The organism is Nitratidesulfovibrio liaohensis (genome assembly GCF_011682075.1).
Classification (GTDB): domain Bacteria; phylum Desulfobacterota; class Desulfovibrionia; order Desulfovibrionales; family Desulfovibrionaceae; genus Cupidesulfovibrio; species Cupidesulfovibrio liaohensis.
Genome location: NZ_VSMK01000687.1, coordinates 1 through 13,040, shown reverse-complemented (window position 1 = coordinate 13,040; position 13,040 = coordinate 1). Strand labels below are relative to the sequence as shown.

Sequence of the window (13,040 nt, the reverse complement as noted above, 5' to 3'; positions counted from 1 at the left end):
AATGCCGCGGCGCGGTCGGGGTCCGGCGGTGTGGACAGACGCGGTGTCGGGGCTGAGGGCCCGGGCACGGCTGCCTTGGCCGAGGGAGAACCTGATGGGCCAGATGGAGCGGACGCGGCGGAAGCAACGGAGGCACCCACCGGGCTGGCGGGGCTGGCAGGGATCACCCGGCTTGCCGGTGCAGCCGGAGTGGCGGGGCCGGCCGCCGCTGGCTGAGGATGTTGGCTTGGCTGCACGGACGCGTTGCCCGCAGGCTTGGCGGCCACATCGGAAACTTTGGCACCGCTCTCGCCGGGCCGGAGTCCGGGCGCAGTGGCGGCGGGTTTGGCCATTCCGGTCAAGGGCGCCTGCACAGCGGTCTTCACGCCGTCACTGCCCGCCGTCTTGCCGGGCTCGGTGCCGCTGCCCGTGCCCGCACGTCCGGCAAAGCCGTATGAAGGCCGCGCGGGCCGGTCACCCGTGCGCTCCGTGGCCCGTTCGGCAGGCTTTACCGCCAAGGCATCCGCCGGTTTGCCCGCCCCCCGGTCAGGTGTCTTGTCCGGTGTCTTGCCGGGCGCGTTGTCGGTGCTCCGCTCGGAAAAACGCGACAGGGGGCGCTCGGCGGGCTTGCCCGCATCGACGGCTGCCGGACGGGGGGAGGCCTTGTCCTGCGCATTTTGTGAACTGGGTGAACTGGTCGAACCGGCGGAACTGGCGGAACTGGCGGAACTGGCGGCGCCAGAGCTGCCCGCACCCACAGGAGAAGGCCGCTCGCCCTGCCGGGGTTCCGACCTCGTGACGGCGGCCACACCCGCCCCGCCCGAAGGTGAAGCCTCTGTGGCGGCGGAAGTTTCACGACCTGATGTCGCCTTGTCCGGCTCCTTGCCGGGTTGCGTGGCTTCGGGGCGGGCGGAGGGCGGGGAGGAAGGCTTGTCTGACACGGCGGAACCCCTCGTGAGGTGGATGAGCAACGGCGCGGCGAGGGAACGGCAACCGCCCCCCCTTTCCCGACATTTCATGATATACGCGCGGGCACCCTGCCGCGCAACCGGATTATGGCGACCTTCCTGGTCACTGTGTCTGCTGCGTGCATGGCGGCGCCCCTCCACGGGTCATCACCGCCCCGCCCCCTCCCCCAGGAAGGGGATTCCCTGCCGTTCCGCCGTATTCCTCGGACGGAACGGCAATCCGGAAAAACCGGATTCTCCGCGCCAATCAACAATCTTGGCTATCACCGTCACAACGCAACGTAGGCAAAACCCTACCTCGCTGCATCATGCATTTCACTATCCCCCCACTGAAGACTGTGCGCCATTACAATACTTCGCAACGCGATAACTACACCTATGGGAATCGCTGCACATTTTTGTTCACCCGCTTGCATGCTTCACCACGTTCCCCCCCATTTTTCACTACACAGACGTACATTTCCTTGCCGAAATTCATCCAAGCGCATATACACTCAAAATCAGCCTTCCAGATATTCCCACTGCATGACGGTGCATCGCGCATCATCTACGCGAAAAAGCGTCATGGAAATCCAGCCCCCCGATGACACCGGGCAGTCGCACCTGCCCGCCCAACCTGCGCCCGAACGGCGCGCAGACACCATGAGGTAGCGATGACCCGTTCCCCGCAGGGTGCCGCCGGGCGCGGCACCGCCCCCGTCGCGTTGCTCCTGCCCGCCGCCGGGCAGGAGCTTCATTTCGACGCCAACGCCGATTCCCGTTTCGCTTTGGGCTTTCCCACCGACGCCGCCGCCCTCGACCGCAGCGGCGACGACCTGGTGTTCAGCTTTCCCGACGGCGGCCGCATCGTTCTGTCCGGATTCTTCGAAGGCAACAACGCCGACCTGATGCCGGAATTCAGCCTTCCCGAAGGCGGCACCGTTACCGGCTATGACTTTCTGGCCGCCATGGAACCCGACCTGTTGCCCGCCGCAGGCCCCGGCGCGGGCGCGGGCGCTGCCGGTGGCGGCGTGGGTGACTACAGCGACGACCCCGGCAGCCTCATCGCCGGGGTAGACCGCATGGACCCGCTGTCCCCGTTCTTCTGGAACAGCGCCATGGAACCCACGCTGGACGCCGAAGGCCCGCTGGACACCGCGTCCGGCACGCTGACCTTCACGCTGTTGCCGGTAACCCCCGACGGCAGCCTGGCCAGCACCCTGGGCGGCTACGAGGACAACCGGCCCGACCAGCACCTGGACCCCACCGGCGGCGACGAGCAACCATTGCAACTCGCCGTGGTTTTCACTCCGGCGGACAACGAGGTGCTGACCCAGCTCACCCTCACCGGTTTCCATGAAGGCACCACCATCAGCATCGGCGACCCGTCCTTCGGCCCCGGCAGTTTCGTGGTGACCTCCCCCGGCCAGATCGTCACGCTGACCCCGGCGCAGATCGCGGCGGGCGTGTTCGTGCGGCCGCCGGAAGACAGCTCCGCCGACATGAACCTTTCGGCCACAGCCGCCATCACCGACCCGGATTCCGGCCTGAGCAGCGTCATTTCCGGCACCTTCACCCTGGTCATCGACGCAGTGGCCGACAAGCCCGGTCTGGAGGCCATGGCGCAGTCTGCCCCGGCTGCCGAGGAAACGCCCGTCACCGTGCACGCGGCGGCCACCTTCACCGACCTTGACGGTTCGGAGCGCCACTTCATCGAAGTGCGCGACATCCCCACCGACTGGGTGCTCACCGGTAAACTGCCACAGGGCTGGGTGATCGTGGACCCTGTCACCCATCAGCCCGTCACCACGCCGGTGCACGGTCTGGGCGAAAACTCCACCTACACCCTGGTCATCGAGGTGACGGACGCCACCACCGCCAGCCACGGCGGCATCAATTCCGGCGACAGCGCCAGCATCGGCGCGGACCTCACCTTCGACCCGCGCGACTGGTCCGACGAGCGCTGGGGCGACGGCACCACGCGCGACGGTGAGGGCGGCACCACGCTGACCGTGGCCGCCGTGGCGCAGGAAACCGTGACCGATGGCGAACTGACCACCGGCAACAACATTTCCGAGACCACGGAAACCGTCGTGGTTTCGCGCACGGAGGACCATCCGGACATCACGCCGGAAGGGGCCACCGGCCATGCCCTGACCCTGGTTTCCGACGAATCCGCCGGGTTGCAGCAGTACGGCGCCAAGGGCGACGTGGACCCGTCCGGCCCGTCCGGGCTGTCCACCCCGGTCAATGCGGTGCTGACGGGTCTTGGCCTGTCCGCCGCCGATGCGCTGTCGGCCACGCGGGGCACCGTCAACTTCGACCTGCATTCCGACGGCAGCGCAGAGACGGCGGGCAACCAGGCCTCGCCTTCCGCCGTGTCCATCGCCTGGGACGCCGCGCAGGCCGTGCCGGAAGGCACCGTGTTGCGAACTGCCTCGGGCGCGGACATCTCGCTGGTGGTGGATGAAAACGACGCGCACGTGCTGCGCGGCGTGTACACCGAGGGCGGCGTGCAGCACACCGCCTTCGTGGTGGTCATCACCGGGGCGGACCTTTCCGGCGCGGGCTCGGCCACGGTCACCTTCGTGCAGTACGCCCCGCTGGCCCACGGCAACACCGGCAACCACAATGAAGGGCTGGACCTGCCCGCGTTCCGGTTCACCGTCACCGACGACGAGGGCGACACCGCCTCGGCCACGGTGCAGGTGACCGTGCGCGACGACGGCCCCACGGCCACCCCGGACAACAACACCTTCGACGAGGCCACGGCAACCGCCATCGACGGCAACGTGCTGACCGGCGAAAGCTCGCACGGCACGGACAGCACGCCCGACGCATCCGGCACAGACGGCTGGACGGGCAGCGGTGCCGTGACGGGATTCTCGATCAACGGCACCAGCTACGGCGTTGACACCCCCGTGACCATCCTCAACCCCGGCACCTCCGTCCCTGCGGGCACCTTCACCCTGCACGCCGACGGCAGCTACACCTTCACCCGCGCGCCGGGCCAGGACATTGCCGATTCCTTCACCATGAAGGTGAACTACACGGTCAAGGACGGCGACGGCGACTCTGCCTCGTCCACCCTGACCCTGAAGCTGAACGCCACGCCCACCCTGCAACTTTCGCTGACCGGCGATTCACAGGTGTACGAGGACGCGGCCTACGGTGCCCGCGTGAACCCGGCGGGTTCCACGGGCGGCGCGGACGGCTGGAACGCCAGCGGCGACAACAGCCACGACATCGCCACTTACACGGTCAACTGGTCCTACGCGGGCGGGCGTGCCACCGGCGGCACCTTTGCCGCGGGTACCTTTGCCTTCGACGTGACCCTGAAGGACGGCTCCGCCAGGTTCGACGCCGACACCACCAACAACACCACCATGGCCAACACCGGCGACGTGACCTGGGCCGTGCCCGATGGCAGCGGCGGCTGGACGGCCATGACCTTCAACCTCACCACCGCCGACGGGCGCGCCGCGCTGGTCGCCGCCCTCAACGCGGACCTGGCCGAACGCTACGGCAGCAATGCCGAAGGCGAAAGCTACGTGCGGGTCAGCGGCGTTTCCGCCGACGGCAAGACCCTGACCTTCACCGTGCTGGACGGCTGCCCGCTGGACGACGCACTGCCCGTGCGCGTGGCCGCCATCGACGACCGGCTGGGCGACAACAACGAAAACTACTCGGTGCAGATCGGCAACATCCACCCGGCGGAAGACACCCCGTCCACCATGGACGTGGTCATCGCCGGGCAACGCAGCCAGACCACCACCGTGTACGACGAAGGCAACAACGCTGAGGGCGACGGCTTCCGCGTGGGGCTGGAAAGCCCGGTGCCCGCGCAGGAAAGCGACGGCACGGCCCAACTCACCGTGGTGCTCTACGAGAAGGACGGCGACCTGTACACGGTGAACGAAGCCCCCGCGCAGAACATCACCGTATCGCTCAAGTTCGGCGCCACGGGCGACACCGCAGGAGCCGACCAGGACTACTTCACCACCACCTCGTACACCCTGAAGCCCACCGACTGGACCTGGAACGCCACGGAAAGCCGCTGGGAAGCCAAGGTGCCGGTAAAGCTGGCCGACGACCGCCTGAGCGAGGGCAGCGAAAGCTTTACCGTGAAGCTTACCGGCGTGTCCGGGCACGAGGCCGGGCTGAACGACGCCAAGACCACCGCCACGGTGACCATTACCGACGACACCGCCGCCGGGCACGAAGCGAAGCTGGACGGTCCGTCGCTGGAATACTTCGGCCCGGAAACCGTGGTGCGCGAACCCGTGGCCCCCGGCGAATCCGCCGAGTTCACGGGTGGCGTCAACACCACCGGCACGGTGAACACCGTGGGCTACACCATCATCCTTACGGAAGTTGCCGCGCAGGACGTGGTGGTGTGGCTGAAGCTGGGGTCCGCGGGCCTCGGCACCGACTTCCGCACCGGTACCGGCCTGCACGCGGCATCGGAAACCAGCGGCCTGCCCGGCTACGCCGACCGCCCCGAAGGGGCCGACTACTACGTCATCGTCAAGGCGGGCGAGGCATCCGCCCGGTTCTCCGTGGACATCCTGCACGATCACGACACTGCCGGCGACGGCCATGGCGTGGACGCTGGCACGGACACCGTGTCGTGGACCATCGTGGACATGCAGGGCAGCGAAGTGCGCTTCACCCCCGGCGAATCCGGCTCCACCAGCACGGAAACCATCGCCGACGACATGCGCGGGCCGGTGGTGTCCATCACCGAACTGGACGCCACCCAGAACACCGCCGACGGCACAACCACCATCAAGGTGGGTCTGGGCAACGACGCCGACGGCCACGCCACGGCCAACGAGGACGTCACCGTCACCCTTCAGGTGGTGGGCAGCGACGGCAGCGTGCATGAATACACCGTGACCATACCCGCCGGTCAGGACACGGGCAGCCTTACCCTGCCCATCCCGCACACCGACTACTACCACGTGCGCGTGGTGGGCGCCGATGGCGGCGAAACCCGCCATGACGACGGGTTCCGCTTCGTTGACGTCACCGGCCCCGGTGGTGGCGGCGGCACCGACCATGGCCGCGTCACCCTGGGCCTTGCCGCGCACGACCTGCCGGAAAACGCCAGCCACGACGGGGTGAACCAGGCGGTGTACACCGTCACCGGCAGCCTGTCGGACAACTACCGCCCCCTGCAGAACGGCGACGTCAGCTTCACCCTGAAGGCCTTCGACAACAGCGCGCACAGCCCCGACGACTACACGGCGGGCAACGTGACCGTGACCGTGGATTCCGGGCTGATGGTGCTGGCCAAGATGTCCGCCACCGACAGCTTCTCGGTGGATGTCATGGAGGACGGCACGGCGGTGTTCACCATCCCCGACCTGCAATTCCTGGGGGGGACGCATGCGGTGTCCATCAGCTTCGCGCCTGACGGCACGGCGGCCATCACGGTGGACGGCAAGTCCGCCGACGGGCTCATCGCCACCCTGATCGAAGACCACCTGCTGCACGGCGCGGTGACCGTAACCGGCCAGACGCCCATCGTGAACGTGGTGGACGACCACCGCGTGGAAGGCGACGAAACCTACTCCGTGGTGCTGTCCAACCTCAGCGGCAACGCCACCGTGGCCGGTGACGGGCACGGGGCCATGGACAGCGCGACCATCATCGACAACGACGCCCCCACGGTGCAGGTGACCATCACCGACCATACCGGTGCGCAGACGGACACCGCCACCGAAGGCCAGGCCCACCCGCTGACGGTCACCGTCAGCCTGGTGGACGCGGATGGCCACCCCCTGGCCCTGGGCGACGGCCCGGTGACCTTCCAGCTTACCTTCACCGGCACGGCGGAACAGGGCAAGGACTTCGCTCCCTACACCACCCTGGTCACCATTCCGGACGGCGGGTCCGCCGCCTCGGTGCAGGTCAGCCTGCCGGATGATTTCATCAGCGACGGCAACCGCACGTTCAAGGTCACGGCCACCCCCGTGGCCAACGACCCGTACAACGGCTACCCCGCCGGGTTCATCGGCAGCGGCAGCAGCGCGGAAGTGACCATCGTCGACCACGTCAACGGGCCGGACGTGACGCTGACGGCGTCCGCGACAAGCATCTCGGAAAACAATGGTTCCGCCAGCTTCGGCATCTCCATGGACAAGGCCGTGGAAGAGGACGCCACCTTCACCGTGCGCGTGGACTTTGGCCCCGGCATGACCGAGGCGGACCTGGCCGGGGTGAAGATAGGCGCCGCCGCCGTGTCGACCGCCGGAATCACCAGGGTGTTCGCCGCCGACGGCACCACAGTGGTGGGCTGGGAATTCCAGGTCACCGTGCCCAAGGGCAGCGCCGGGGGCGGGGCCTTCAGCGTGGTGACGCGGAACGACTACGAGACCGAGGGCAAGGAAACCTTCACCGTGTCGCTGGTGGACAGCCACGGGGGCGAAATCGGCAGCCTTGGCGCGGCCCACACCGTCACCGTCAACGACACCCTGGACGGTCCGCAGGTGTATCTGGACACCAAGGGCGGCTACGGCACGGCGGAAGAAGGCGGCAGCGCGGAACTGCACATCGGCATGACCAAGACCGCCGTGGCCGACTTCAGCGTGGACCTTACCGTGCAAACGCCGGAGCTGCTGGTGCCCGGCTCCACCGCCACGCTGTGGATCAAGACCGCCGGCGGCGACTGGCAGGCAGTGGACACGGCGGTGGCCATCGGCGCGGACGGCTCGCTGCGGGTCACCGTGCCCGCCGGGGCCGTGGACGCCAAGGTGCAGTTCGACCTTGCAGGCAACGACGTGGTGGGCGACAAGCACACCTTCACCGTCACCCTGGACGGCGTGGCCGACGGCGAAAGCGCGCTGCGTTCGGTGGGTTCGCTCACCTCCACCTTTGCCGAGGAAAGCCACAACTCCATCACCTACCAGCTTGCGGGTTCCGCGCCGGACAGCAACGCGGTGGTCACCTACACCCTGAAGGGCGTGGCCTTCGCCAACGTGGTCTCGGTGACCGTGGACGGGCAGGCCGTGGCCATCACCAATGTGGGCGGCAAGGCTACCTTCTCGGTGACCGGCACGGCGGGCGCGGCCATATCGGACCGCATCACCGTCACTTTCAAGGATGCCGGGGCCGCCGCCGACAAGGCCGCCCTGACCATCGGCAGCAGCGTGCGCCTGAGCGCGGACATCGCCGTGGCAGACACCACCCCCGGCATCATGGCAGCGGCGGCCACGCTCATCGCGCTTACCGGCGACGAGGCCGCGCTGGCAGCCACGGGCGTGCTGCACACCAGTGACCTGCTGGCGGGCGTGGACGACCCCAGCCCCCATGGGGCGGGCATCGGCTTCGGTGCCAACGCCTCGGCCAGCGACGGTATCGGCCACGCCGGTTCCGGCTGGACCGTGGACACCGGCAGCGGCGAGCTGCACTACAGCCTTACCGGCGACGGTCACTACACGTACACCGCGCACGATCTGGGCGATGCGGCGGACAAGGTCACGGCCACCCTGACCACCCACGTGCAGACGGGCAGCGTATTCGACGGTTCCGACGATGCGCACGGCATCGGGCTCATCGTGGCCGGGTCCGCCCATGGCGACACCATCACCGGTTCCAGCGGCGATGATCGCATCCACGGCGGCGCAGGCGACGACCACCTGTACGGCGGTGCCGGAAACGACGTGCTGCACGGCGGCGACGGCAACGACTACCTTGACGGCGGCGCGGGGGTGAACACCCTGTACGGCGACGCGGGCAACGACACCCTTGTGGTGCACGACACCGGCGGCGACGGGTTCATCACCAGCCACGACTTCGCCGGGCTGCACGGCGGCACCGGGCACGACACCCTGCTGGTGCAGGGCGAAGACGTGACCCTGGACTTCAGCCGCATCACGGCGGGCACGGTCACCGGCATCGAGGCCATCGACCTTACCGCCCACGGCGCGCAGCATGTTACACTCAGTCTGGACGACCTGACCTCCAGCGACACCGGGTCGCTGGCAGTGGTGTTCGGCGAGGCTCCGGTGCTTTCCGCCAGCACGGCGGCCAGCTCGGCCCATACCGCCGACGGCTCGGTAACCTTCACGGCGGCGGGGGGCGATTCGGTAACCCTTACCGGCCTTACCGCCACCCAGATCGCCAGCATCGGCGACCTGACCGATACCCATGACCACCAGTTGCTCATCCACCAGGTGGTCAGCTCCACCTCTGGCGGATAGCCGGGCCACGACGCAACGGCAGAGCAGGCATCCCGCAAACGCACTACGGGCCGCCCCTTTCGGGGCGGCCCGCTTCATTTCGATGTCCGGAGCCTCGTGGAGGCCCTTGCGTTGCCGCAGCCGGCAACCGTGGGCTAGCCGCCGAGGTAGGCCTTCTTCACTTCCGGGTCGTTCAGCAGCGCATCGGACGGGCCTTGCGCCACGATCTCGCCGGTATCCAGCACGTAGCCGCGGCTGGCCACCTGCAGGGCAAGGCGGGCGTTCTGTTCCACCACGATGATGGTCAGCCCCTCGCGGTTCAGTTCCTTGAGGGTGCGGAACATCTCGTACATCAGCAGCGGGGCCAGGCCCATGGACGGTTCGTCCAGCAGCAGCACCTCGCAGCTGGTCATCAGCGCACGGCCCACGGCCAGCATCTGCTGTTCGCCCCCGGACAGGGTGTCGCTGCGCTGGGTGCGCCGCTCCGCCAGGCGGGGGAACAGGTCGAATATCCGTTCCAGGTCGCGGCTGATGGCCGGGTCGTTCTTGCGGGCGTAGGTGGCCAGCATCAGGTTTTCCATCACGGTCAGGTTGCCGAAGATGTGCCGCCCTTCGGGCACCAGCGCGATGTGCAGCTTGCTGACCACGTCGTGCGGTTCCACGTTCAGCAGCGACTTGCCCTTGAACAGGATGTCGCCGCCGCTGACCTTGGGCGCCTCCGGCGGGGGCAGGCGCATGATGGACTTCAGCGTGGTCGATTTGCCCGCGCCGTTGGCCCCGATGAGGGTGACGATCTCCCCTTCGTTCACATGGAACGAAAGGCCGTGCAACGCCTCGATATTGCCGTACTTTACGTAGAGATTCTCGATGGAGAGCAGCATCAGATCGTATCGTCTCCCAGGTATGCCTTGATGACCACCGGGTTGGACTGGATTTCCTCCGGCGTTCCTTCGGCAATGGTGCTACCGAAATCGATGACCTTGATCCATTCGCACAGGCTCATGACCACCTTCATCTGGTGTTCGATCATCCAGATGGCGATGTCGAACTCGTCGTGAATCCAGCGGATGAGCTTGATCAGCCCGTCCACGTCCGCCGAGTTCAGCCCCGCCGCCGGTTCGTCCAGCAGCAGCAGCTTGGGCCTGATGGACATGGCCCGGGCAATCTCCACCCGGCGCTGCAACCCGTAGGGCAGGTTGCGTGGCAGTTCGTGCGCGGCGTCCTTCAGGTCCATGGCCTCCAGCATTTCCCAGGCGATGGCGTCGATGTTGCCTTCGCTTTTGGTAAAGCGACCGGTACGCAGAAAGGCGTCCCAGATGGTGTAGCCAAGGCGGTGGTGCTGGGCGATGCGGATGTTGTCCAGCACGCTCATCTCGTGCCACAGCCGGATGTTCTGGAAGGTGCGTGCAATGCCCCGCGCCGTCACCTGGTGCGGACGCAGGCCCGCGGTGGGCTGGCCGTCGAAGATGATCTGGCCTTCGGTGGGCTGGTAGAACCCGGATATCAGGTTGAACACCGTGGTCTTGCCCGCGCCGTTGGGACCGATGAGCGCGATGAGCTTGCGCTCTTCCAGCGATATGTTGAAGTCGGAAACGGCCTGCAGCCCGCCGAAGCGTTGCGTCACGCCTTTCATTTCAAGCAGCGGCATGTCCTCGTTCCCCTATTTGAACGTGTAGAAGCGGCGCAGCTTCGGGAAGACGCCCGAAAGCTCGCGGTTGCCCATGATGCCCTCGGGCCGGAACTGCATGAGCAGGATGAGGATGAGCGGGATGAGTACCCACTTCCACACCTGGCTCAGTTCGTATCCGGCGGGCAACAGGTTGACCGCGTGCAGGGCCGCATCCAGACCGGGAATGACGAAGCGCAGCGATTCAAGCAGCAGCGTGAACAGGATGGCCGCCATGACCGAGCCCGACAGCGAGGCCATGCCGCCAAGGTAGACCATGACCAGGCCTTCCGTGGACTTCAGGATGTTGAAGGCCTGCGGGTTCACGTAGCCGTACACGTGGGCGTACAGCGCCCCGGCAACCCCGGCAAGGCCGGACGACACCATGAAGGCCACCAGCTTCACGTGGTTGGTGTCCACGCTCATGATCTCGGCGGCCACCTCGTCCTGGCACACGGCGGAAATGCCCTTGCCGTAGGTGGAATTGACCAGGCGGCGCAGTATCCACACCGAGAACAGCGTGCCCAGGATCACCCAGATGAACATCCAGGGAATGTCCACCATGTCGCGCATGCCGTTGATGACCCGCTTCATGCCGTGAAAGCCGCGCGGGCCGCCGATGATGTCCAGGTTCTCGATGACCGAGATGACGATGTAGTTGGCGGCGATGGTGATGATGGCCAGGTAGTCGCCGCGCGTGCGGAACGAGGGCAGCGCCACCAGCAGGCCGAACACAGAGGCCACAAGCCCGGCCACGATCAGCACCACGGGGAACAGCATGGGGGCCAGTTCCGGCGGCAGCAGCGCGTCGCCCACCAGCTTGTTGGAGGTGAACAGCACCACCGAAAGCACCGACGAGGCATAGGCGCCAACGCACATGAACCCGGCGTGCCCGCACGAGAACTCGCCCATGTAGCCGTTCACGATATTCAGGCTGCTGGCGAAGATGATGTTGATGCCCATGAACATGAGCACCGTCTGGGTGTACTGGTCTATGACGTTGAACTGCGCCAGCAGCACAAGGCCAAGGCACAGCGCCGCCAGTGCGGCGTTGAGGGTGTATTTCTGCATGTTCGCGTATCCTCTGGCGTGCGTCGCGGGTTAGATCTTGGTGGTCTTTGCCACGCCGAAGAGGCCGGTGGGCCGTTGCCACAGGATCATCAGCAGGATGGTGAAGGCGAACAGGTCCCTGAATGTCGAGGGCAGGAACGCCGCCACCATGATCTCGATGAACGCCAGCAGAAAGCCGCCGATGAACGCCCCGCGAATGTCGCCGATGCCGCCCACCACCGCCGCGATGAAGGCCTTCCAGCCCACCATGGCGCCCATGTAGGGGTCGAGAATGGGGTAGGACATGGCGAAAAGCAGCCCGGCAAGGCCCGCGAAGCCCGACCCCAGCACGAAGGTGAAAACGATGATCGAATCGAGCGGAATGCCCATCAGCGGCAGCGCGAACTTGTCCCACGCCACCGCGCGCATGGCCATGCCGATGCGGGTGCGGGTGACGATGAACTGCAGCAGAAAGAACACCAGGAACGCCGCCACGATGACCCATACCTTCAGGTTGGTCACCGACACGGAGCCGAAGGTGTACACCACCTTGTCCACCATGTCGGGCAGCTTGCGGCGGCTGGCGCCCAGCAGCGCGAGGTTGCCGTTTTCAAGGATAAGCCCGCACATCAGGGCGGTGATGACCACGTACAGACGGTGTGCGCCCTTGCGCCGCAGGGGGCGGTAGGCGATGCGCTCCAGCGTCACGCCGACCCCGGCGGTGAGCAGCATGGTCAGCGGCACGGTCAGCGCCAGCGCGGCCCAGCCGGGCAGGTTGAACACGCCCAGAAGGTCGCCCAGCAGCAGCGAAGAGACGAAAAATGCGATGTACGCGCCCACCATGAAGATGTCGCCGTGGGCGAAGTTGATGAGCAGCAGCACGCCGTACACCAGGGTGTAGCCCAGGGCGATCAGTGCGTAGAAGCTGCCCCACTGGAGCGCGTTGAACAGGTTCTGGATGAAGATTTCCACAGTCCCGAAACCCTCCGTGGAACGGTTTGCCCCTTGGCGCGCGCCGTGCGCGCGTCAGGGGGGCAGAACACGGGCGGCGCGTCGTGCGCGCCGTCCGTGAAAGGTGATTCGTATGTTCCGCTTCGCAGGTGCCAGGTTCCGGATGGGAACCCGCGCAGGGCGGCACCTTGGCCGGGCGGCAACCCGGCACGCCGCAGGGCGGCGCGGATGGAAGCGGAAGCCGCGCTGTGCGTGCGGCGG

At 66.9% G+C, this 13,040-nt stretch carries 5 protein-coding genes and 1 pseudogene; 1 reads left to right on the top strand and 5 read right to left on the bottom strand.

What is annotated here, in order from left to right; translation table 11 throughout:
* Positions 1–920 (bottom strand): annotated as a pseudogene (locus FVW27_RS17780) (hypothetical protein); the annotation flags it as partial.
* Positions 921–1,600: 680 nt separating this feature from the next.
* On the opposite strand from FVW27_RS17780, the gene FVW27_RS17775 reads away from it, so the two are divergent.
* Complete coding sequence (locus FVW27_RS17775; RefSeq protein ID WP_167127769.1) at positions 1,601–9,133, top strand: Calx-beta domain-containing protein; 7,533 nt, start codon at positions 1,601–1,603, stop codon at positions 9,131–9,133.
* A 134-nt stretch (positions 9,134–9,267) separates the two neighbouring features.
* On the opposite strand, the gene FVW27_RS17770 is transcribed toward FVW27_RS17775, so the two are convergent.
* Genes FVW27_RS17770 through FVW27_RS17755 form a run of 4 tightly spaced genes read right to left on the bottom strand, consistent with a single transcriptional unit; the run spans position 9,268 to position 12,800 of the window.
* Positions 9,268–9,993 carry an ABC transporter ATP-binding protein gene (locus FVW27_RS17770; protein ID WP_167127766.1) on the bottom strand — a complete coding sequence of 242 codons (726 nt, stop codon included), beginning with the start codon at positions 9,991–9,993 and terminating at the stop codon, positions 9,268–9,270.
* Complete coding sequence (locus tag FVW27_RS17765) at positions 9,993–10,760, bottom strand: ABC transporter ATP-binding protein (protein ID WP_167127763.1); 768 nt, start codon at positions 10,758–10,760, stop codon at positions 9,993–9,995. Before FVW27_RS17765 ends, FVW27_RS17770 begins: the two co-directional genes overlap by 1 nt.
* A gap of 12 nt (positions 10,761–10,772) precedes the next feature.
* A complete protein-coding gene (locus FVW27_RS17760; RefSeq protein WP_167127760.1) occupies positions 10,773–11,849 on the bottom strand; it encodes a branched-chain amino acid ABC transporter permease in 1,077 nt (358 codons plus the stop codon).
* A gap of 30 nt (positions 11,850–11,879) precedes the next feature.
* On the bottom strand, positions 11,880–12,800 hold the full coding sequence (locus tag FVW27_RS17755) for a branched-chain amino acid ABC transporter permease (RefSeq protein ID WP_167127757.1): 921 nt from the start codon (positions 12,798–12,800) through the stop codon (positions 11,880–11,882).
* Between the last annotated feature and the right edge of the window lie 240 nt (positions 12,801–13,040).

Coding starts and splice junctions, on each gene's coding strand:
- FVW27_RS17775 (WP_167127769.1), top strand. CDS start 1,601: ATGACCCGTTCCCCGCAGGGTGCCGCCGGGCGCGGCACCGCCCCCGTC.
- FVW27_RS17770 (WP_167127766.1), bottom strand. CDS start 9,993: ATGCTGCTCTCCATCGAGAATCTCTACGTAAAGTACGGCAATATCGAG.
- FVW27_RS17765 (WP_167127763.1), bottom strand. CDS start 10,760: ATGCCGCTGCTTGAAATGAAAGGCGTGACGCAACGCTTCGGCGGGCTG.
- FVW27_RS17760 (WP_167127760.1), bottom strand. CDS start 11,849: ATGCAGAAATACACCCTCAACGCCGCACTGGCGGCGCTGTGCCTTGGC.